Raw genomic sequence first — 21,403 nt, 5'->3', positions numbered from 1 at the left:
AGGCTCCTCACGCTGCGAGGGGTTGGGGCGCGGGCGCGGCGGGGCGCCCGAACATGAGGTCGTCGCGGTGTTCGGCCATCGGGGCCCCGGTGCGGATCAGATCCTTGCACCAGCCCTGCTCGGCGATGTCGCCGACGAAGACCGCGCCGAGGAGTCGGTCCTCGGCGACGACGAGCTTGCGGTAGAGGCCGAGGCCGGGATCCGACATCAGCACGGTCTCGGCGCCCTCGGGCGCCTCGATCTGCCCGGCGGAGAACACCGGCAGGCCCGAGACCTTGAGGCTGGTGGAAAGCGCGGTGCCGAGATAGGCCGCCTCCTCGCCGACGAGGTGGCGGCTCAGGGCCTCGGCCTGCTCGTAGGCGGGCTCCACGAGGCCGTAGACCATGCCCCGGTGCTCGGCGCATTCGCCGAGCGCATAGATGCGGGCATCCGAGGATTGCATCCGGTCGTCGACCTTGATGCCGCGCCCGGTCTCGATCCCGGCATTCTGGGCGAGCGCCACGTTGGGCCGCACGCCGACAGACATCACCACGAGGTCGGCCGGCAGCACGGTGCCGTCGGACAGGACCAGGCGCTCGACCCGGCCCTCGCCCTCGACCGCGGCCGTGTCGGCCTTGAGCAGGACCCGGACGCCGCGCGCCTCCATGGCGCGCTTCACGAGGCCGGCGGCGGCGTGGTCGAGCTGGCGCTCCATCAGCCGGTCCATGACGTGCAGGAGCGTGGTGTCGACGCCGAGCCGCGCGAGGCCGACGGCGGCCTCCAGCCCGAGCAGACCGCCGCCGATCACGATGGCCTTGGCGTGCTCCACCGCCGCCCTGCGGATGGCGGCGACATCCGCGAGATCGCGAAACGTGAGCACGCCCGGCAGATCCATGCCGGGCTTGGGCAGGCGGATCGGCAGGGAGCCGATCGCGAGCACGAGCTTGTCGAAGGGCAGGACGTGGGTCTCCCCCACCATCACGAGGCCGTTCTCGCGGTCGATCTCGGTAACCGGCGCGCCGGTGATGAGGCGGATGCCGTGGGCCTCGTACCAGTCGAGGCCCCGGAAGGCGCACGCCGCCTCGTCGACCTCGCCGCCGAGCAGCGAGGAGAGCAGCACCCGGTTGTAGGCCGCCTGCGGCTCGGCCCCGACGACGGTGACGTCGTACAGGCCCGGCGCCCGCTCGGTGAGGCGCTCCAGGAAGCGCAACGACGCCATGCCGTTGCCGATCACCACCAGCCGTTGCTTCATCGCGAACCGGTCCTCAGGCCGCGATGGCGGGCTTGGCGTGGCGCGCGTAGAGGAATTCGAGCACCTCGGCGCGGGCATGGGTGTAGGTCGTGTCTTCCACCAGATCGAGGCGGCGGCGCGGCCGCTCGAGGTCGACCGTGAGGATCTCGCCCACCGTGGCGGAGGGGCCGTTGGTCATCATCACGATGCGGTCGGAGAGCAGCACCGCCTCGTCAACGTCGTGGGTGATCATGATCACGGCGTTCTTCAGCCGCGCATGGATGTCCATCAGCGAGTCCTGGAGGTGCGCCCGCGTGAGGGCGTCGAGGGCCCCGAACGGCTCGTCGAGGAGCAGGACCTTCGGCTCCATGGCGAGCGCCCGGGCGATGCCGACGCGCTGTTTCATGCCGCCCGAGATCTCGCTCGGGCGCCGGTCGGCGGCATGGGTCATGTTCACCAGCGACAGGTTGTGGTCGATCCAGGCGCTGCGCTCGGCGCGGCTCTTCTTGCCCTTGAAGACCTTGTCGACGGCCAGCGCCACGTTCTCGCGAACCGTGAGCCAGGGCAGGAGGGAGTGGTTCTGGAACACCACGGCGCGGTCGGGGCCGGGGCTGTTCACCTCCTTGTCCTCGAGGAGCACGCCGCCGGTGGAGGCCTTGAGCAGGCCGGCCACGATGTTGAGCACCGTGGACTTGCCGCAGCCCGAATGCCCGATCAGCGAGACGAACTCGCCCTTGTCGATCTTCACGCTCACGTCGCGCAGCACCTCGTTGGTGCGGCCCGAGCGGGTGAAGGAGATGCCGACGTTCTCGATGCTGAGATAGGTCATGGGAATTCCTCAGGCCGTCGCCGTGCCGCGGGTGACCAGGGTGCCGACGAAGGCGACGAAACGGTCGAGGATGAAGCCGATGATGCCCACATAGACGAGGGCGACGATGATCTCGGAGATGTGGGAGGAGTTCCACGCGTCCCAGATGAAGAAGCCGATGCCGACGCCGCCGATCAGCATCTCGGCCGCCACGATGGCGAGCCAGGACAGGCCGACGCCGATGCGCAGGCCCGTGAAGATGTACGGCGCCGCCGAGGGCAGCATGATCTTGGAAAAGAACTCCAACGGGTTCAGGCGCAGCACCGCCGAGACGTTGCGGTAATCCTGCGGAATGTTGCGGATGCCCACCGCCGTGTTGATGATGATCGGCCAGATCGAGGTGATGAAGATCACGAAGATCGCGGAGGGCTGGCCGTCCCGGAAGGCGGCGAGCGAGAGCGGCAGCCAGGCCAGCGGCGGGATCGTGCGCAGCACCTGAAAGATCGGGTCGAGGCCGCGCATGGCCCATTCCGACTGCCCGATGAGGGTGCCGGTGAGGATGCCGACCACGGTGGCCAGCGCGAATCCGAAGGCCACGCGCTGGATGCTGGCGGCGATGTGCCAGAACAGGCCCTTGTCGGTGCCGCCGTTGTCGTAGAACGGGTGGGCGATGATGTCCCAGGCCTCCGTCACCACGCGCGAGGGCGGCGGCAGGCCAGCACCCGGACGCGAGCACAGCAATTCCCAGATCACCAGGAACGCAATCAGCACCACCACCGGGGGGATCAGGTTTTTCGCGATGGTGTTCAGGGTCGCCAGGGTGACCCGGGGCGCCCGCTTGGGCTTGGCCGCCACGGCAACGGTACGGGCGGCGGCGATGGTGGAGGTGTTGGCCATCACGCGATCCTCTTGATGCCGAGGCTGGACAGGTAGGCGGCCGGATCGGCCGGATCGAAGACCTTGCCGTCGAAGAAGGTCTCCTTTCCGCGCGAGGTCGAGGTCGGGATCGCGGTGACGCCCAGCGCCTTGGCCGCCTCGCGCCAGAGGTCCTCGCGGTTCACCTTGGCGACCAGCGCCTTGGTGTCGGTCTGCGCGTCGAACTTGCCCCAGCGGATGTCCTCGGTGAGGAACCAGAGGTCGTGCGACTGGTAGGGGTACGACGCGTTGTCGTCCCAGAACTTCATGACGTGCGGGCTCTTCTCGACCACGCGGCCGTCGCCGTAATCGATGGTGCCCTTGATGCGGCCGGCGACGTCCGAGACCGGGACGTTCATCCACTGGCGCTTGGCCGCGATGGCGGCGACCTCTTCCTTGTTCTCGGGCTTGTCGCACCACACCTGCGCTTCCAGCACCGCCATCAGCAGGGCCTTGGTGGCGTTCGGATACTTCTCGGTGAAGGAGGCCCGCATGGCGAAGGCCTTCTCGGGGTGGTTCTTCCAGAGTTCGCCGGTGGTGAGCGCGGTGTAGCCGAGGCCCTGCTGCACGAGCTGCGCGTTCCACGGCTCGCCGACGCAGAAGCAGTCCATGGTGCCGACCTTCATGTTCGCCACCATCTGGGGCGGCGGCACCACGATGGTCTCGATGTCCTTGTCGGGGTCGATGCCGCCGGCGGCCATCCAGTAGCGGATCCAGAGGTCGTGGGTGCCGCCCGGGAAGGTCATGGCCGCCTTCACGGACTTGCCGGCGGCCTTCTTCTTCTCGATGGCCGTCTTGAACACCCGCGCATCGAGAGCGACCTTCTGGTCGAGGTATTCCTTGGCGACCGAGATGCACTGACCGTTGACGTTGAGGCGCGCCAGGATGTGCATCGGCACGGGGACGTTGTTCTGCGTCACCCGCCCGGCCGAGATCAGGTAGGGCATCGGCGTCAGGATATGGGCACCGTCGATGCCGTTGCCCTCCGAGCCGAGCACGAGGTTGTCGCGGGTGGTGCCCCAGGACGCCTGCTTCAGCACCTCGACGTCGGGCATGCCGTGTTTCGCGAAGAAGCCCTTCTCCTTGGCGACGAAGAGCGGGCTTGCGTCGGTGAGTGCGATGAAGCCGAGCTTGGCCCCCTTCACCTCCGGACCGGCCCCTTGCGCGAACGCGCCGCCCGGCAGGGCGGTCCGGGCGAGTGCCGCCAGGGCGAGCGTCGCGGCGGCGCCCTTCAGAAGATCACGGCGGTCGTTGCGGAAACCGTCAGTCATCGAACCCGACACCCTCGAAAGCTGGGAGACCCGCCAAAGAAAAAACCGCCGACCAAGCACATCCATCGAACGCGAGACGTGCGTTCCGTGGGGGACTCGGGTCAGCGGCTCTGCCGACGGATAAGGCTCGTCATCGTTGGCGAGCCTCCGCTGCTTTGCACGGGGCATGCCAAGTCCGGGCTGCCCATCGCAGCAAGGCGATGCGGGGTATGTCGGAATCGTTCCAAGCGCCTCGCCGCACTGCGATTTGTCGAGAATGCCTCACCGCGCGGCCGCGGGTCCGGCGCGGTGCGGTCCATCGGTGACCGGACGCGAGCCGCCCGCGTCTCCGCCCCGTTGCCTCACCGCGCGCCATCCGCCGCACTGCACAATCGGCGGGCAGGTTGCCGGTGTCGGCGGCAGCCCGCCGGCTCAGGTGCCGAGGGCTGCCGCGTACAGGTCGGGCCGGTAGATCGCCCGCGCCCGCGCGGCCAGGGCCGACGTCGCGACGATCTGGCCGGCCGCGCCCATCTGGTCGAGGATCCAGTCCACCTGTCCGGGCGCGGGCGGGGCGGCCTCGGCGCCGAACACCACGAAGCGCTCCGCATGCCGCGTGGTGCCGTCGGGATCGACCACCACCGCGCCGGCCAGGGCCCGGCGGACGAGGCCGGGATCGATGCCGAGATGGGCCGGGTGGGCGAGCAGGCTCGCCAGCTCGCGATGGTTCTCCGGCGCCGCGCACCATTCCCCGGCCCGGCGCACCGCCCGGACCAGGGCGGCGCAGGTCTCCGCCGCGTAGGCCGGCAGGGCCAGCACCTTTTCCGGGCAGTCGAGGGCGAGTTCGCAGCCGAAGGCGGCGATCCGGCCGTAGCCATCCGCCACCGCGACGCTGTTCCAGGGGCTGCCGGCGCAGAACCCGTCGATCTGCCCGGAGCGCAGGGCCTCGGCGATCCAGGGCGGCGGGATCACCACCATCCGGGTGTCGGCGTCGAGGTCGAGCCCGCCGCGGGCCGCGAACAGGCGCAGCTGATAGGTGTGGCTGGAGAACGGGTGCACGGTGCCCAGCGTCAGGGGCCGGCCGGCCTCCGCACGTGCCCGGGCGACCCGCGCGAAGGCCCGCGCCACCCGGTCGAGACCGCCGTCGCCGTCCTCTACATCGGCCGCCATCGCGGTCCAGAGCGGGCGCGAGACCGTGACGGCGTTGCCGTTGAGGCTGAGCCCGAGGGGCACCACTAGGTCGGTCTCGGGACCGCTGATGCCGAGGGCGCTCGCGACGGCCAGGGGCGCCAGCATGTGCGCCCCGTCTAGGTGCCCGAGGGCCAGCTTGTCGCGCAGGGTCGCCCAGGAGGGCTCGCTCACGAGGTCGACCGCCAGCCCCTCGGCCGCGGTGAAGCCGCATTCCACGGCGGCGATCAGGGGGGCCGCGTCGATGAGGGGGACGTATCCCAGGGCGAGTCTCATCCGAGGAGATCCGCCGCGGTGACGATGGCGCGGGCGATGTCGGCGATCTTGCGCTTCTCGTTCATGGCCTTGCGCCGCATCAGGCGGTAGGCCTCCTCCTCCGAGAGGCCCTTGGCCGTCATCAGGATGCCCTTGGCCCGCTCGATGAGCTTGCGGTCGGCCAGTTCGCCGCGCGCCTCGGAGAGTTCCCGCTGCAGCCGCGCGAAGGCGTTGAAGCGCAGGATCGCCACGTCGAGGATCGAGCGGATGCGCTGCGGCTGCAGGCCGTCCACCACGTAGGCGGAGATGCCCGCATCCATCGCCGCCTGCATCATCGGCACGTCCGAGCGGTCGACGAACATCGCCACCGGCCGCTCCACGTGGCGGGAGAGACCCGACATCTGCTCCAGGATGTCCCGGCTCGGGCTCTCCAGGTGGATCACGACCACGTCCGGGTTCAGGGCCGCCACGCGGGCCGGCAGGTCTGCGGTGTCGGGCAGGACGACGACGCGGGTGAACCCCGACGCGTTAAGGCCCTCCTCGAGGATCGCCGCGCGGGCACGGCTCGGGTCGATCACGGCGACGGTGAGGGTCGGCTCGGTCATCGGTGTCCGGGGACGGATCGAATCGGGGCGGGGGCGGTCCCGGCAGGTCGCATGCCCGCCGAGGGAATGACAAGGCACATGACGCGGCGAGTGGAGAGCGTGGCGATCGGAGGCGAAAAACGGGCACGCAAGCGGCGTGCCCGGCGAAACGTTACCGTTGGGAGAGGAAACAGCCCAGGTTCCGCCGCAAACGGCCCGGCTAATGGCGCCGGCGATCGAACCGGTTGCTGGACCGCACAGCGAGGTGCCCCGGATGTCAGGCTGCACGCCCCCCGATCAAGCGGCGTTCGAATCGGGTACCGCGCGTGGCGTGACCCCGCCCCTCCTGCCGACCCTGGCCATGGCGGTGATCCTCGGCGCCGCCTCCTACCTCTGCCACGAGCCGGCCGCCGTGGCGCCGCCGGCCTCGGTGCCGGCGACGGCCCTGGCCGCCGCCCCCGAGGCGACGGCGGAGGCGCCCTTCATCCCGGCGCCCCTCGCCTTCCAGACCCAGTTCCCCCTGGCGGTCGTCGCCCAGGCCGAGCCCGCGATCCAGGCCCGGAAGGCCGTGCCCCGGCCCGCCCGCATCGCTGCCCCGCGCCGGCCCGAGAATCCCCGCGTCGAGAATCCCCGTCTGGCGACCAAGGCGCCGCTCGCCGCCGAGAAGACACCGCAGGTGTTCGAGAAGGCGCTGCCCTTCGCGCCCGAGGCCGAGGTTTCGCAGGCCGCCGCCGAGACGGACGGAGGCTTGCTCCCCGCCGTCGCCCTGCCGGACGTGACGTTGCCCGACGTGGCCCTGCCCTTCGCGCCGACGATCCGCGCGTTAAGCCGGGCGAGCGCCGCCGCCGGCGCGTTCGTCGTCGACAAGAGCGCCGCTGCGGGCGCGTTCGTCGGCGACAAGGGCGTGACCGTTGGCGCGGCCGTCTCCGGCTGGGTCGGACGCCTGCGCTGAGCGCCCCGGCGGGACCGGCGCGCCAGCAAAAGCGGCCCTGAACCCTGGACCCTGCCGGCTTCGAAGACTACGTGGACGCATCAGCGATGCTGCGCGGCCCCGTGACGGTCGACGTCGCGAGGACGAGGACCCGGATGGCCGGACGGATCGAGGATTATGCGCTCGTCGGCGATGGCCGGACCGCTGCGCTGATCGCCCGCGACGGCAGCGTCGACTGGCTCTGCTGGCCCCGCTTCGATTCCGCCGCCTGCTTCGCCGCCCTGCTCGGCACCGAGGACCACGGCTACTGGAAGCTCGGCCCCGCCGAGCCCGCCACCACCACCCGGCAGTACCGCGAGGGCAGCCTCGTCCTGGAGACCCGGCACGAGACCGCCGGCGGCAGCGTGCGGGTGACCGATTACATGCCCGCCAACGACGGCGCCCACCTCGTGCGCATCGTCGAGGGACTCGAGGGCGCCGTGCCCATGCGGATGCGGATGCGCGTGCGCTTCGATTACGGGCTTGCGGTGCCGTGGGTCTCGCACAACGAACTCGGGGATCTCCGCGCGATCTCGGGGCCGCACAAGGTGGTGCTGCGCACCCTAGTGCCGACCCACGGCGAGGACCAGACCACGGTGGCCGAGTTCACCGTGGAGGCCGGCCGGAGCGTGGCCTTCACGTTGAGCTACGGCGCCTCCCACGAGGACGACCCGGCCCCGATCCAGCCGCGCAAGGTGCTGTTCGAGACCGACCGCTACTGGCGCGACTGGTCGAGCCGGGCCGCTTCCGGCACGCCCTGGGACGCGATCCTGAAGCGCTCGCTCCTCACCCTGAAGGCGCTGATCTACCAGCCCACGGGCGGCATCGTCGCCGCCCCCACCACCTCCCTGCCGGAGGATCTCGGCGGCGTGCGTAACTGGGATTACCGGTTCTGCTGGCTGCGCGATTCCACCTTCACCCTCATCGCCCTGATGGATGGCGGCTACCTCGACGAGGCGCGCGCCTGGCGCGACTGGCTGGTGCGCGCGGTCGCGGGCAATCCGGAGCAGGCCCATATCCTCTACGGCATCGCGGGCGAGCGCATGCTGCCCGAGATCGAGCTCGACTGGCTCCCCGGCTACGAGAACTCGAAGCCCGTGCGCATCGGCAACGCGGCGGTGGAGCAGTTCCAGCTCGACGTCTACGGCGAGATCTTCGACGCGCTCTACCAGGCGCGCCAGCGCGGCCTCCAGGGCGACGTCGACGGCTGGCGCGTGGGCGAGGCCCTGCTGCGCCACCTCGAGAAGGTTTGGAGCACGCCCGACGAGGGCATCTGGGAGGTGCGCGGCGGGCGCCGCCACTTCGTGCATTCCAAGGTGATGGCCTGGGTCGCCTTCGACCGGGCCATCCGCTCCTTCGAGGAGGCGGAAGGGCACGAGCAGGACGCGATCCGCGCCACCGGCGTGAACCACCGGCCGAGCCGTGCCCGCGACGTGCCGGTGGCGCGCTGGCGCGAGATCCGCGACCAGATCCACGCCGAGGTCTGCGCCAAGGGCTTCGATCCGGAGCTGAACAGCTTCGTGCAATCCTACGGCTCGAAGCGCCTCGACGCGAGCCTGCTGCTCATCGCCCATATGGGCTTCCTGCCCCAGGACGATTCCCGCGTGGTCGGCACCGTCGACGCCATCGGCCGCACCCTGATGCGGGACGGTTTCGTGCTGCGCTACGACACCGAGAACCAGACCACCGACGGGCTGCCCGGCGACGAGGGCGCCTTCCTGCCCTGCTCGTTCTGGTACGCCGACAACCTCATCGGTCTCGGTCGCTGCGCGGAGGCGCGTGCGCTGATCGAGAGGCTGATCGGCGTCTGCAACGATGTCGGATTGGTGGCGGAAGAGTATGATGTGAAGGCACAGAGGCTCGTGGGCAATTTCCCGCAGGCCTTCAGCCATGTCACGCTGGTGAACACCATTCTCAACTACAGCCGGGCCAAGGGCCCGGCCAAGGAGCGGAGCAGCGGCTCCGCCCAAGCCGAATCCCCGGGTGCGGCCGACACGGTCTCCGCACCCCAACGGCGCGACGCCTGAGCGTTCCGGACGCCCACGGCGAACAAGCCCAGAGATTGAAGGACGACGAGCAATGAGCGGAGCAGACACCAAGCCGAACGCGGCCTTGAGCGAGATCGACAAGCTCAGCATCGACACGCTCCGGACGCTCGCCATCGACGCGGTGCAGAAGGCCAATTCCGGCCATGCCGGCGCCCCGATGGCGCTGGCGCCGGTGGCCTACACCCTGTGGAACCGGTATCTCCGCTACGATCCGGCGCACCCGCACTGGCCGAACCGCGACCGCTTCGTGCTCTCGGCCGGCCATGCCTCGATGCTGCTCTACGGCCTGATCCATCTGGCCGGCGTCACCGAGAAGGACGGCGGAAACGCCCCCGCGCTGACGATCGACGACCTCAAGAACTTCCGCCAGCTCGACAGCCGCACCCCCGGCCACCCCGAGTACCACTTCACCACCGGCGTCGAGACCACCACCGGGCCCCTCGGCCAGGGGGTCGCGAACTCCGTCGGCATGGCGATGGGCGGCCGCTTCCTCGGGGAGCGCCTGAACCGGCCCGACCTGCCGCTGTTCGACTACAACGTCTACGCGATCTGCTCGGACGGCGACCTCATGGAGGGCGTGGCCGCGGAGGCCGCCTCCATCGCCGGGCACCTGCGCCTGTCGAACCTGTGCTGGATCTACGACAACAACACCATCACCATCGAGGGCCACACCGAGCTCGCCTTCTCGGAGGAGGTCGCGGCCCGCTTCCTCGCCTATGGCTGGCAGGTCCTGCGGGTGGCCGACGCCAACGACGTCCACGCGATTTCCTCGGCGCTCGAGACCTTCCTTCAGTCCGGCGACCGCCCGACGCTGATCGTCGTCAACTCGATCATCGGCTTCGGCGCCCCGAAGAAACAGAACACCGCCAAGGCCCACTCGGACCCGCTGGGCGAGGACGAGGTCAAGGGCGCCAAGCGCGCCTATGGCTGGCCCGAGGACGCGCAGTTCCTGGTGCCGGACGGCGTCTACGACAATTTTCGCGATGGCATCGGCCGGCGCGGCGCCGAGCTCTACGCCACCTGGGAAGGCTTCTTCAACGAAGCCAAGGCTTCCGATCCGGAGCATGCCGAGGAACTCGCCGCCTATCTCGAAGGCCGCCTGCCCGAGGGCTGGGACCGTGACATCCCGGTCTTCGAGGCGGATGCCAAGGGCCTCGCCACCCGCGAATCCTCCGGCAAGGTGCTGAACGCCATCGCCCAGCACGTGCCGTTCATGCTCGGCGGCTCGGCCGATCTCGCGCCGTCGAATAAGACCAACCTTACCTTCGAGGGGGCGGGTTCGCTTACCCCCTTCGAGCCGGGCGGGCGCAACATCCATTTCGGCGTGCGCGAGCACGCCATGGGCTCCATCGTGAACGGCCTCGGCCTCGTGGGCCTGCGGGCCTACGGCGCCACCTTCCTGGTCTTCGCCGACTACATGCGCCCGCCGATCCGCCTGGCGGCGCTGATGGAGGTGCCGGTCTTCCACGTCTTCACGCACGATTCGATCGGCGTCGGCGAGGACGGTCCGACCCACCAGCCGGTGGAGCAGCTGCTGACCCTCAGGGCGATCCCCGGCCTCGTCACCTTACGCCCGGCGGACGCCAACGAGGTCGCGGAATCCTACCGGGTGATCCTGGGCCTGAAGAACCAGCCGGCGGTGCTGGCGCTCTCCCGCCAGCCGCTGCCGACCTTCGACCGCACGAAGTACGCCAGCGCTGCCGGCACGGCACGCGGCGCCTACGTGCTGGCCGATTGCGAGGGTACGCCGGAGGTGATCCTCATCGGCACCGGCTCCGAGGTTCAGCTCTGCGTGCACACCTACGAGCTGCTGAAGGCGGACGGGGTGAGGGCGCGCGTGGTCTCGATGCCGTCCTGGGACCTGTTCGAGCGCCAGGACGAGGCCTACCGCAACAGCGTCCTCATCCCGGAGGTGCTGGCGCGCGTGGCCGTCGAGCAGGGCTCGGTCATCGGCTGGGACCGCTACGCGGGTTCGGCGGGCGCCATCATCGGCATGAGCACCTTCGGCTCCTCGGCCCCGATCAAGGACCTGCAGGCGAAGTTCGGCTTCACCCCGGAGAAGGTGCTGGCCGCTGCCCGCGACCAGATCGCACGGCACAAGAAGTAGGGACCGTTTCCCCTCCCCCTCGTGGGGAGGGGCTCACAGCCGGTGATAGATGTCGGCGACGCGGCTTCGGGCCCGGCGCTCGGACGACGAGGAGTTTTCCATGAACCCGCTCAAGGCGCTCTTCCCCGAACAGGGTCAGGCCGTGTGGCTCGACTTCGTCGCCCGGGGCTTCGTCGCGCAAGGCAAGCTCAAGGCCCTGGTGGATGAGGACGGCCTGCGCGGCGTGACCTCGAACCCCTCGATCTTCGAGAAGGCCATCGGCGGCTCGTCCGAGTACGACGACGCCCTGAAATCGGTGATGGACCAGGGCGATGCCCGCGTCATCGACCTCTACGAAGGCTGCGCCATCGCCGACATCCAGGCGGCGGCCGACGTGCTGCGCCCCGTCTACGAGTCGAGCGACGGCGCCGACGGCTACGTCAGCCTGGAGGTCTCGCCCTACCTTGCGCTGAACACCGAAGACACGCTGGACGAGGCCCGCCGCCTCCACAAGATGGTGGCGCGCGACAACCTGATGGTGAAGGTGCCCGCCACCCGCGAAGGCATTCCGGCGATCCAGGCGCTCACGGCGGACGGCATCAGCATCAACGTCACCCTGCTCTTCGCGGTGGACACCTACGAGGCGGTGGCCCGCGCGTTCATCGCCGGCCTGGAGGCCTTCGCCGCCAAGGGCGGGGACGTCTCGAAGGTCGCCAGCGTGGCGAGCTTCTTCATCAGCCGCATCGATGTGGCAGTCGACAAGGCGCTCGACGAGAAGGGCGGCTTCGACGACCTTAAGGGCAAGGTCGCCATCGCCAACGCCAAGCTCGCCTACCAGCGCTTCAAGGCCATCCACGCCGAGCCGCAATGGCAGGCGCTCGCCGCCAAGGGCGCCAAGGCGCAGCGCCTGCTCTGGGCCTCCACGGGCGTGAAGAACAAGGCCTATTCCGACGTGCTCTATGTCGAGGAGCTGATCGGCCCCGACACCGTCAACACCATGCCCCCCGCGACCATGGACGCGTTCCGCGACCACGGCACCCTGAAAGCCGCCATCGAGGACGATGTGGCGGGAGCGGAAGCCGTGATGGCGCGCCTCGCCGAGGCCGGCATCGACATCGCCAAGGTCGGCGACACCCTGGTGGAGGAGGGCGTGCAGCTCTTCATCGACGCCGCCGACAAGCTGCTCGGCGCGGTGGCGGGCAAGCGCATCGACCTGCTCGGGCCGAAGCTGAACGGCCAGACCCTCGTCCTCGACGAGACCCTGAGCACGGCGGCGAAGAAGGCCGTCGAGGCGTGGCGGGCCAGCGGAAAGATCCGCCGGCTCTGGGCCCACGACAACACCGTCTGGAGCGGGGCCGACGAGCAGAACTGGCTCGGCTGGCTGCGCATCGTCGAGGATGAGCTGGAGCGCGTCACCGAGTACGAGGCCTTCGCCGAGGAAGTTCGGGCCGGCGGCTTCACCGACGTCGTCGTGCTCGGCATGGGCGGGTCGAGCCTCGGCCCGGAGGTGCTGGCCGAGACCTACGGCAGCCGCGAGGGGTTTCCGAAGCTACGAATCCTCGATTCCACCGATCCGGATCAGGTCCGTGAGACCGAGGCCGCGATCGCTCTGCCGACCACGCTCTTCATCGTGGCGAGCAAGTCCGGCTCGACCCTCGAGCCCAACGTGTTTCGCGATTACTTCCTCGGCCGGATGAAGGAGACGGTCGGCGCCGACAAGGCCGGCGCCCACTTCGTCGCCGTCACCGATCCGGGCTCGGCCATGGAGGCGGCGGCCAAGGCCGACAACTTCCGTAAGATCTTCTACGGCGTGAAGCAGATCGGCGGGCGCTACTCCGTGCTCTCGGCCTTCGGCCTCGTGCCGGCGGCGGCCTCGGGCATCGACGTGAAGGCCTTCCTCGACACCGCCCGGACCATGGTTCGCTCCTGCGGCCCGGCCGTGCCGCCGGCCCAGAACCCGGGCGTGCTCCTCGGCACCGCTCTGGGCGCCGCCGCGCTGAATGCCGGCCGCGACAAGGTCACGATCATCGCCTCGCCGGGCATCGACACCTTCGGCGCCTGGGCCGAGCAGCTCATCGCCGAATCGACGGGCAAGGAAGGCAAGGGCCTGATCCCCATCGACGGCGAGCCCGTCGACGTGCCCGCCGTCTACGGCCGCGACCGCTTCTTCGTCTACCTGCGCCTCGACGGCCGCGCCGATCCCCACCAGGACGAGGCCGTCCGCAACCTCGAGCGCGAGGGGCATCCGGTGGCGCACATCACCCTCGCCAACGAGGAGCAGCTGCCGCAGGAATTCTTCCGCTTCGAGATCGCCACGGCGGTGGCGGGCGCGATGCTCGGCATCAACCCCTTCGACCAGCCCGACGTCGAGGCGAGCAAGATCGAGACGAAGAAGCTCTTCGACGCGGCCGAGAAGAGCGGCGCCCTGCCGGGCGAGACCCCGATCTTCGCGGATGACGGGATCGCCCTCTACGCGGATGCGGGCAATGCTGGCGCCCTGCCCCAGGCGGCCGAGGGCCTGGATGCGGCGATCGCCGCGCATCTCGCCCGGGCGAAGGACGGCGACTACGTGGCGCTGCTGGCCTATGTCGCACGCAATCCCGGCCACCACGCGATCCTGCAGGAGGCACGGGTGGCCCTGCGCGACAAGCGCCGCCTCGCGACCTGCCTCGAATTCGGACCGCGCTTCCTGCACTCGACGGGCCAGGCCTACAAGGGTGGCCCCGACACCGGCGTCTTCCTGCAGATCACCGCCGACCCCTCGGCGGACCTGGCGATTCCCGGTCGCAGCCTCGGCTTCGGCACGGTGGTGGCGGCCCAGGCCCGGGGCGACTTCGCGGTGCTGGCCGAGCGCAAGCGGCGGGCGCTCCGCGTTCACATCAAGGGCGGCGGGGTCGAGGCCGGCCTGAAGCGCATCGCGGCCGCGATCCGGGCGGCCCTGTAAGGCGCTCCTCAACGAGGCGACGGTGCGCGCTTGTCGCCGTCGCCTCCGAGCCGTTGCGGCCGATGCGCTTTACTTCTTCAGGGCGTCCCGCGCGGCGTCCCTGGCCTCGCCGAGGGCTCCCTGGGCCCGTCCGGCCACAACCTCGGCCCGGCCCTCGACCTGCGCGCGCGTATTGCCCGTGACCTTTCCGATCGCCTCCTTGAGCGAGCCCCTGGTCCGCTTCATCGCACCCTCGACACGGTCCTTGTCCATGTAGGCCTCCTGGGTGGAGCCACGCAGGAGACGTGGCGCGATCACCACTGCAGTTAGCGGTGATCGGATCGGATTCAACGATGGCTGCGTCCGACGAGAAGCGACGGTCCGACCCGCTGATCACGATCGCGTCACGGGGCCCCCTATCGGTGTCCGACGCGTCCCATGACTGGCATCCCTTCGACCTTATATGATGCACATGCGGGTTCGCGTTCGCGCCGGAGCCCGGATCGTTCCGCGAAAGCGAGGACAAGGTCGACGGATGACAGGACAGGCAGGGCTCGATTCGACGATCTGGCGCCCACGGAGTCAGTTCGCCGCCACCATCGTGTCGCTGCGCCAACTCCAGATGTTCAACGATACGGGCGGCGTCGCGGTCAATTTCGATGTTCGGCGCGCGCGCGAACCCGAGATCACTCTCGTCGGCAGCCAGAGTGAGGCGCTGAGTCTGTGGGAGACCCGCTCAAGCAGCGGGTTCATCACGCACCCGAAGTTCAATGCCGATCTCGTCACGATCCGCTTCGTCACGAGCGGGAGCATCGTCTATCGCCATCGCGTCGGCGACATCGTCGGTTCGCCGACGCACGCGACCCTGGTGGGGTTCGAGGATCTGCGCGAGGTCGAGGCGTCGGGCGCGTTCGGTGCCATCAGCGCGACGCTCAGGACCGCGGACCTGGCCACCGCCCACGCGGCGCTGACCGGCGGGGATCCGCTCGTCCTGCCCCGGCTCGCGCCCGTCGCCGAGATCGCCGGCCCCGGGATGCGGGCCCTGCTCTGCACGGTGAGTGAAGTTCGACGTCAGGTCCAGGAAGCGCCCCGCTCCGGTGATTTTCTGGTGCCGCTGATCCAGGAGATCATGGCCTATCAGCTGCTCTCGGTCTGGCCGAGGCAGACGCCTGCCTCTGTCGCAGTCGGGCGGGAGGGGCCGTCTCGGAGCCTCCAGACCGCGTTGGACTTCATCATGGCGAACCTCGGCGTCCCGCTGATGCTGGCGGACATCGCGGCCGCCGCCGGGATCAGCGTCCGCTCTCTTCAGGACCGCTTCCGGCGCGACCTCGGACAGACGCCGGTCCAGTTCATCATCGATCAACGCCTCGAACACGCCCATCGCGACCTGCTCTCGCCCGGCAACGACGCGCTGTCGGTTGCCGCGATCGCGCGGCGCTGGGGCTTCGCGCATCTCAGCGATTTCGGGCAGCGCTACCGCAAACGGTACGGTTGCACGCCATCCGCGACGCGTCATGAGTCCGGGCGCACCCTCTGATCCGGGATGTCGCGTGATCGAAGCGGGACTCCGTCCAGTTCGCGCGGCGCCCGAGGTGGGCACCCTTTGCGCCAGCGCGATGGGATCCCGCCGAAGCCCGAATCCGCCATCCCGAAGCGATCCCGCGGATTCGGCGCAAGTCCGACCCGTCCGCCGAACGAATCAGTCCCCGACGTGGTATCGGCTGGTACCGTAGTGAGATCGATCGGCGCTATCGGATTTGCGCAGAGTATTATGAATATTGCGAAAATTTGACAAAACCTGAATTCCATGAAAGTATTTAATTTAAATCTGACGTTGTATCGGAATAGTTACTTGGTGACGAACCTGCTCATTGCTCTGGACTTTGCGACGGAGGCCGATCGATCATTTCTCTCCCTCGCGGGTGGCCTGACGCTGCCGGCGTCGTTGCACGCTGAATGCCAGGCGATTTCCTCCGCATGGCCCAGCCAGGCGCACCCAATTCCCACCCATCCCATCCCTGTGTCCCCGGACGTCGTGTGTCCGACATCCGCCGTCCCGACGAAACGGGTGGACGGGCCGAACCCGTGCCGGGTTCGCCCTGAGGCGCAGGCGCAGGCGCTCGGCCCCGCGCACCGGAGGCCGACGCCGCCGAACGCCCTGACGGCCTTCGAGGTTGTAACCGCCGTCAATGGCCCTCATCTGCGCGGCGCACGCGCGCTCCTCGGCTGGGCGATGTCGGATCTGGCAGAGGTCAGCGGATTGTCCCTGTCGACGATCCGGCGTCTCGAGCAGAACGTTCAGGCCGTCGGCCTTCGCAGTCGCCGCGTCGCCGTCGAGGCCCTGGAAGACGGTGGTGTCCGTTTCCTGAGGCTCGAGGACGGCACGCTTGCCCTCGCGGAACTGGCCGACCGGTCCGCTGGAGGGGCCGGGACGAGGATCTGATCCGGCCCTCGCTTCAGGTCGCGAACCCGTTCTCCCGGCCCCAGATGATCGCCTCGCCGCGTCGGTGGATGCCGAGCTTGCGGTAGAGAGAGGCGGCGTGGTTGCGCACGGTGTTGGGCGTCAGGCCCAGGCGCTTGGCGATGGCCGCGTCGCCGAGGCCCTGACAGATCAGTCGCAGCACCTCGCCCTCGCGGCGCGTCAGGTCGGGGCTCGGGCCCGTCGGCGCCTCGACGCCGGGATGGCGCAGGTTCCCGAGCTTCTCGATCAGGCTCCGGGTGAACCAGGACGTATCGGCCATCACGGTCTCGATCGCGGCGAACAGCTCGCGCTCCGTGCGCTTGCGGTCGCTGATGTCCTGCAGGACGGCCAGCAGGCAGGCCTCGTCGCCGATGGTGACGCGCTCGGCCGAGACGAGGCAATCCATCTCGACCCCGTCCCGGCTGCGCAGGCACGCTTCGAAGCCCAGCACGCTTCCCTGCGCGGCCAGATCCGCCTCGAAGCGCTCGCGCTGCGCGCGGTCGCTCCACAGGCCGAGGGCATCGAGCCCCTGGTCCGCCAGCGCCTCCTCGGGGTAGCCGAAGACGCGGCCGAAGGCCTGGTTCACCCCGATCACCGAGAAGCCGTCGATCCGGCACAGGATCGTCGGCACCGGCGCGAGGCGGAATGCGGTGGCGAAGCGCTCCTCGCTGTGGCGCAGGGCCGTCTCGGCTTTCTTGCGCAGGTCGAGGTCGGCGAAGGTGAACAGCATGCAGGGCTCGTCGCCCATGTCGATGGGCTGGCCGGCCACGATGACGAACCGGGTGCCGCCGTCGGGCAGGCGCAGGCAGGCCTCCATCTGCGGGATGGTCTCGCCCGCGTTGAGGCGCGCGATGGCGAGGTCGCGGTTGCGCGCCTCGTTGAGCACGTCGATCTCGTAGGCGCTCCGCCCGATCACGGCGTCGCGGGTGTAGCCTGTCATCTCCAGGAAGCCGAGATTCACCTTGACGTGGCGCAGGTCCGAGAGCCGGCAGATCAGGGCGGGCGCCGGGTTGGCGTTGAAGGTCTTCTCGAAGCGCTCCTCGGCCTCGAATTGCGGGGTGACGTCGGAGAGGATCAGCACGAGGCAGTCCGGCGCTCCGGCCGCGTCCGTGATGACGAGGCTGCGGATGCGGTGCATCACGTCGAAGTCCGGGCGGTCCGTCCGGCGCACGTTGACGATGACTTCGTCGAAGCTCTCGCCGCTCAGCACCCGCTCGATGGGCGTGTTCGTGATGACGTGGTGGTTGCGATAGCGCAGCTCGAAGCGGTCGCGGTAGGCCGCGACGGTGCCGCCGAGCTCGGCGAGGTCGGCCGCCCCGTGCATGGCCAGCGCCGCCGCGTTGGCCCAGGTGATCCGCTGATCGGGCTCGATCAGGATCACGCCCTCGGTGAGGCCGGCGATAATCTGGCGGAGCTGGGAACGGTCGACACCCGTCGTCAAAGGCCTAGGCATCCTGCATGCGGGGCGGCGCCCGCGATGGGCGGGCGCCCGGGTGTGGACGGCGCCCCTGACGCGAACGTGGCCGTCCGCAGGGGAACGAACGCGCCTGGGCCCGACTCGTTGCCGACGCCCCACCTTGAATCGGAAGCGTGGCCGCAGCCTTGCATACAAAATTCCTGCGGAAAGCGAAATTCTCGCCGAAATCGAAGGGAGATATCCGAATGTGCCAGGGTGACGATCCGAACTGCGCGCATTTCGCCGCGCATCGTCGCCGCTTCCTCGGCGACCTCGCCCCCGAGCGCCGGGCCTTCCTGAAGAGTGGTTTCGTGGCCTCGGGCGGGGCGGCGGCCCTGATGGCCGGCGGCCTGACCCTGCCGGGGGCGGCCCTGGCGCAGGCGAGCGCCCGCCGGGGCGCGCAGGCGACGGCGCATTACCACCTGCCCGCAACCGCCGAGACGGTGCACTGGGGCTATTTCAGCCGCAGCCTGAAGCCCCAGGTCGAGATCGCCTCCGGCGACTACGTCACCATCGAGACCCTGACCCACCACGCCAACGACGATGCCGAGCGCATGGTCACGGGGGATCCCGGCGCCGAGAGCGTCTTCCTCTGGACCAAGGACCGGAAGGGTGTCGCCCGGCGTGGGGCCGGGCCGGAGGACGCCAAGTTCGGCCCCGGCGGTGGCCTCGGCGTGCACATCTGCACCGGGCCGGTGGCGATCCGGGGCGCCGAGCCCGGCGACGTGCTGGAGGTGCGCATCCTCGACGTGGCGCCCCGCCCCTGCGCCAACCCGGCCTTCAAGGGCCGCACCTTCGGCAGCAACGCCGCCGCCAACTGGGGCTACCACTACAAGGACATGATCACCGGGGACCGGCCCCGCGAGGTGGTGACGATCTACGAGGTCGACGCCACGGGGGCCCGCGACTGGGCGCAGGCGGTCTACAGCTTCCGCTGGCCGGGCGTGACGGACCCCGCCGGGATCGACCACCCCACCATCGACTATCCGGGCCTGCCGGTGGACCACACGCGGACCCAGCGCAACTTCGACGTGCTCAAGGGCTTCCGCGTGCCGATCCGCCCGCATTTCGGCACGATGGGCCTTGCGCCGAAGGAAGCCGAGATGGTGAACTCGATTCCCCCGAGCTACACCGGCGGCAACATCGACAACTGGCGCATCGGCAAGGGCGCGACCCTGTACTACCCCGTGGCGGTGCCGGGCGCCCTGTTCTCGGTGGGCGACCCGCATGCGAGCCAGGGCGATTCCGAACTCTGCGGCACCGCCATCGAGTGCTCGCTCACCGGCACCTTCCAGTTCATCCTGCACAAGAAGGCGGACCTGCCCGGCACCAGCCTGGAGACCCTCGACTTCCCCATGATCGAGACCGCCGACGACTGGGTGCTCTCGGGCTTCAGCTATCCGAACTACCTCGCGGATCTCGGACCCGACGCGCAGAACGCGATCTTCGCCAAGTCCTCCATCGACCTCGCCATGCGCGACGCTTTCCGCAAGATGCGCCAGTTCCTCATGCACGGGCACGGGCTCACCGAGGACGAGGCGATCTCCCTGATGTCCATCGCGGTGGATTTCGGCATCACCCAGGTGGTGGACGGCAACTGGGGCGTCCATGCCATCGTCAAGAAGTCGATCTTCCCGATGCGTCCCGCCTCCTGACCGGAGGCGGCGGACCAAACGCCCGGAGGACCTCAGCCGCCGACGATCCGCCCGTCGAGGCCGAGCAGGCGGCCGAGGCCGCGGACCCGGTTGAGGATGCGGTCGCCCGGCAGGGCCTCCCGGCCGGGGGGGAGCGTCAGCGTCACCCGGCCCTCCGCGACGACCACGGGCAGGCCGCCGAGCGCCCCCTCCATGCCAGCCGAGAGGGGAAAAGCGAGGCGCAGCAGGGCGCCCAGCAGGCGGGCCCGCTCGAACAGGCGGGGGCCCGCGAGGTTGCGCAGCATCGGGCTCGCCCGCTCCGGCGCGATGCCCTCGTGGCGGAAGTAGATGGCGAGCGCCAGGTAGGCACGGCCCGGATGGTCGATGCCCACGAAGGCCGCATGGGTGATGACGTTGACGCTCTGCTCGCCCCGGTAATCCGGGTGCGCCCGCCAGCCGATGTCGGAGAGGAGGCAGGCGGCGTGGCGCAGGCGGCGCTCGTCGGCGGTCTCGGGCTGGTCGAGGCTCGCGATGAAGCGGTCGCTCCAGGCGATGAGGTCGCGGGCATGGCCGGGGGAGCGCGCCCGCAGGCTGTTCAGTTCGGCCGCCGCCGCCAGCAGCGGGTCGGTCAGCCGCGCGTCGCGGTCGAGCTGCTCGTAGAGCAAGCCCTCGCGCACGCCCGAGGCCGACACAGCGAGCTCGCGCGGGCGCCCGATCCGGATGATCTCCTCCAGCACCACGGCCCCGTAGGCGAGGAGCGGACGGCGCGCCTCCGAGACGCTCTCGACGTCCTGCAGCAGGGCGGCGTCGGTGCGCTCCACCACTTCGAGGAAGTTCAACTCGTCGGAGGGCTCGACGCTGTAGCCGTGCATGACGTGGAGCGGGTAGCCCCGGGCCGACTGGTGCAGCCGGGCCAGCGCCCGCCAAGTGCCGCCGACCGCGTAGAAGCTGCGCCCGCGCAGGGTCTCCAGTTGCGGGGCGGCCTTCTTCAGGTTCTCGCGGACGATCTTGAGGGCCTTCTTGACCGAGCCCCCGGAGAGATCCTGGAGCGCCAGGCCGCCCAGCGGCATCGTCACGCCCATGCCGACGGTGGCGCCGCGCACGTCCACGAGTTCGAGGGAGCCGCCGCCGAGGTCGCCCACCACGCCGTCCGGCGCATGGAAGCCCGAAATGACCCCGAGCGCCGAGAGCTCGGCCTCGCGACGTCCGGAGAGCAGCTCGATGCGCTGGCCGCAAGCCGCTTCGGCGGCCGCGAGGAATTCCGGCCCGTTCTGGGCGTCGCGCGCGGCGGCGGTGGCCAGCACGAAGGTCCGCGAGACCCGCATGGTCTCGCACAGCACCCGGAAGCGGGCCAACGCCACGAGGGCCCGGCGCACCGCCTCCTCGTTGAGGCGGCCGGTGGTGAGCACGTTGCGGCCCAAGCCGCACAGCACCTTCTCGTTGTAGAGGGGCGTCGGCGCCCGCGTCAGGCCGTCATAGGCGACGAGCCGCACCGAGTTCGAGCCGATGTCGATGATCGCCACCGGCTCGATGTAGTCGCGGGCCCCGTGCAGGGGATTCCCCTGGACGGGCGCGGGGCGGGCGGGGTCGAGGCCCATGCGGGCTCCTCTGGACAAAC

At 69.8% G+C, this 21,403-nt stretch carries 16 protein-coding genes; 7 read left to right on the top strand and 9 right to left on the bottom strand.

The annotated features are described in order from the left end of the window. Positions 1 to 7 precede the first annotated feature (7 nt). The 6 genes from MKK58_RS13500 to MKK58_RS13475 form a co-directional block, all read right to left on the bottom strand. Entirely contained in the window at positions 8 to 1,231 is a 1,224-nt protein-coding gene (locus tag MKK58_RS13500) for an NAD(P)/FAD-dependent oxidoreductase (RefSeq protein ID WP_243912545.1), read from the bottom strand. Between the two features lie 13 nt (positions 1,232 to 1,244). Next, complete coding sequence (locus MKK58_RS13495) at positions 1,245 to 2,039, bottom strand: ABC transporter ATP-binding protein (protein WP_243912544.1); 795 nt, start codon at positions 2,037 to 2,039, stop codon at positions 1,245 to 1,247. Between the two features lie 9 nt (positions 2,040 to 2,048). Beyond that, a complete protein-coding gene (ntrB, locus tag MKK58_RS13490; RefSeq protein WP_243912543.1) occupies positions 2,049 to 2,915 on the bottom strand; it encodes a nitrate ABC transporter permease in 867 nt (288 codons plus the stop codon). Further along, positions 2,915 to 4,204, bottom strand: a complete 1,290-nt coding sequence (locus MKK58_RS13485) for a CmpA/NrtA family ABC transporter substrate-binding protein (RefSeq protein WP_243912542.1) — start codon at positions 4,202 to 4,204, stop codon at positions 2,915 to 2,917. The genes ntrB and MKK58_RS13485 overlap by 1 nt, the downstream gene beginning before the upstream one ends. A gap of 411 nt (positions 4,205 to 4,615) precedes the next feature. Beyond that, a complete protein-coding gene (locus tag MKK58_RS13480) occupies positions 4,616 to 5,644 on the bottom strand; it encodes a CmpA/NrtA family ABC transporter substrate-binding protein (RefSeq protein WP_243912541.1) in 1,029 nt (342 codons plus the stop codon). Then, the gene (locus MKK58_RS13475; RefSeq protein WP_243912540.1) at positions 5,641 to 6,228 is read right to left on the bottom strand and encodes an ANTAR domain-containing response regulator; all 588 of its coding nucleotides are present in this window, start codon (positions 6,226 to 6,228) and stop codon (positions 5,641 to 5,643) included. The genes MKK58_RS13480 and MKK58_RS13475 overlap by 4 nt, the downstream gene beginning before the upstream one ends. 310 nt (positions 6,229 to 6,538) lie before the next feature. On the opposite strand from MKK58_RS13475, the gene MKK58_RS13470 reads away from it, so the two are divergent. The 4 genes from MKK58_RS13470 to MKK58_RS13455 all read left to right on the top strand — a co-directional run bounded on the left by MKK58_RS13470 (position 6,539) and on the right by MKK58_RS13455 (position 14,255). Continuing rightward, on the top strand, positions 6,539 to 7,159 hold the full coding sequence (locus tag MKK58_RS13470) for a hypothetical protein (RefSeq protein ID WP_243912539.1): 621 nt from the start codon (positions 6,539 to 6,541) through the stop codon (positions 7,157 to 7,159). A 134-nt stretch (positions 7,160 to 7,293) separates the two neighbouring features. Then, entirely contained in the window at positions 7,294 to 9,204 is a 1,911-nt protein-coding gene (locus MKK58_RS13465; RefSeq protein ID WP_243912538.1) for a glycoside hydrolase family 15 protein, read from the top strand. Positions 9,205 to 9,256: 52 nt separating this feature from the next. After that, the gene (tkt, locus tag MKK58_RS13460) at positions 9,257 to 11,332 is read left to right on the top strand and encodes a transketolase (RefSeq protein WP_243912537.1); all 2,076 of its coding nucleotides are present in this window, start codon (positions 9,257 to 9,259) and stop codon (positions 11,330 to 11,332) included. A 100-nt stretch (positions 11,333 to 11,432) separates the two neighbouring features. Beyond that, positions 11,433 to 14,255: a bifunctional transaldolase/phosoglucose isomerase gene (locus MKK58_RS13455; RefSeq protein ID WP_243912536.1), complete on the top strand. Its 2,823-nt coding sequence runs from the start codon at positions 11,433 to 11,435 to the stop codon at positions 14,253 to 14,255. 69 nt (positions 14,256 to 14,324) lie between these two features. On the opposite strand, the gene MKK58_RS13450 is transcribed toward MKK58_RS13455, so the two are convergent. Further along, on the bottom strand, positions 14,325 to 14,507 hold the full coding sequence (locus tag MKK58_RS13450) for a CsbD family protein (RefSeq protein WP_243912535.1): 183 nt from the start codon (positions 14,505 to 14,507) through the stop codon (positions 14,325 to 14,327). 328 nt (positions 14,508 to 14,835) lie between these two features. On the opposite strand from MKK58_RS13450, the gene MKK58_RS13445 reads away from it, so the two are divergent. Together MKK58_RS13445 and MKK58_RS13440 are read left to right on the top strand one after the other, a co-directional pair. Continuing rightward, positions 14,836 to 15,771: a helix-turn-helix transcriptional regulator gene (locus tag MKK58_RS13445; protein ID WP_243912534.1), complete on the top strand. Its 936-nt coding sequence runs from the start codon at positions 14,836 to 14,838 to the stop codon at positions 15,769 to 15,771. A gap of 318 nt (positions 15,772 to 16,089) precedes the next feature. After that, positions 16,090 to 16,677: a helix-turn-helix domain-containing protein gene (locus tag MKK58_RS13440; RefSeq protein ID WP_243912533.1), complete on the top strand. Its 588-nt coding sequence runs from the start codon at positions 16,090 to 16,092 to the stop codon at positions 16,675 to 16,677. A 13-nt stretch (positions 16,678 to 16,690) separates the two neighbouring features. Here the strand turns inward: MKK58_RS13440 and MKK58_RS13435 are convergent, their stop codons facing one another. Next, entirely contained in the window at positions 16,691 to 18,136 is a 1,446-nt protein-coding gene (locus tag MKK58_RS13435) for a helix-turn-helix transcriptional regulator (protein ID WP_243912532.1), read from the bottom strand. A 221-nt stretch (positions 18,137 to 18,357) separates the two neighbouring features. Here MKK58_RS13435 and MKK58_RS13430 point away from each other — a divergent pair, with 221 nt between their 5' ends. Then, positions 18,358 to 19,806, top strand: a complete 1,449-nt coding sequence (locus MKK58_RS13430; protein ID WP_243912531.1) for an acetamidase/formamidase family protein — start codon at positions 18,358 to 18,360, stop codon at positions 19,804 to 19,806. Between the two features lie 32 nt (positions 19,807 to 19,838). Here MKK58_RS13430 and ppx read toward each other — a convergent pair whose 3' ends face one another. Continuing rightward, a complete protein-coding gene (gene ppx / locus MKK58_RS13425; RefSeq protein WP_243912530.1) occupies positions 19,839 to 21,383 on the bottom strand; it encodes an exopolyphosphatase in 1,545 nt (514 codons plus the stop codon). Between the last annotated feature and the right edge of the window lie 20 nt (positions 21,384 to 21,403).

Source organism: Methylobacterium sp. J-078, assembly GCF_022829285.1.
GTDB lineage: Bacteria > Pseudomonadota > Alphaproteobacteria > Rhizobiales > Beijerinckiaceae > Methylobacterium.
This window is presented reverse-complemented; position numbering and strand designations above follow the sequence as displayed.

Coding starts and splice junctions, on each gene's coding strand:
- tkt (WP_243912537.1), top strand. CDS start 9,257: ATGAGCGGAGCAGACACCAAGCCGAACGCGGCCTTGAGCGAGATCGAC.
- MKK58_RS13485 (WP_243912542.1), bottom strand. CDS start 4,204: ATGACTGACGGTTTCCGCAACGACCGCCGTGATCTTCTGAAGGGCGCC.
- MKK58_RS13475 (WP_243912540.1), bottom strand. CDS start 6,228: ATGACCGAGCCGACCCTCACCGTCGCCGTGATCGACCCGAGCCGTGCC.
- MKK58_RS13500 (WP_243912545.1), bottom strand. CDS start 1,231: ATGAAGCAACGGCTGGTGGTGATCGGCAACGGCATGGCGTCGTTGCGC.
- ppx (WP_243912530.1), bottom strand. CDS start 21,383: ATGGGCCTCGACCCCGCCCGCCCCGCGCCCGTCCAGGGGAATCCCCTG.
- MKK58_RS13480 (WP_243912541.1), bottom strand. CDS start 5,644: ATGAGACTCGCCCTGGGATACGTCCCCCTCATCGACGCGGCCCCCCTG.
- MKK58_RS13465 (WP_243912538.1), top strand. CDS start 7,294: ATGGCCGGACGGATCGAGGATTATGCGCTCGTCGGCGATGGCCGGACC.
- MKK58_RS13495 (WP_243912544.1), bottom strand. CDS start 2,039: ATGACCTATCTCAGCATCGAGAACGTCGGCATCTCCTTCACCCGCTCG.
- ntrB (WP_243912543.1), bottom strand. CDS start 2,915: ATGGCCAACACCTCCACCATCGCCGCCGCCCGTACCGTTGCCGTGGCG.
- MKK58_RS13455 (WP_243912536.1), top strand. CDS start 11,433: ATGAACCCGCTCAAGGCGCTCTTCCCCGAACAGGGTCAGGCCGTGTGG.
- MKK58_RS13450 (WP_243912535.1), bottom strand. CDS start 14,507: ATGGACAAGGACCGTGTCGAGGGTGCGATGAAGCGGACCAGGGGCTCG.
- MKK58_RS13430 (WP_243912531.1), top strand. CDS start 18,358: ATGTGCCAGGGTGACGATCCGAACTGCGCGCATTTCGCCGCGCATCGT.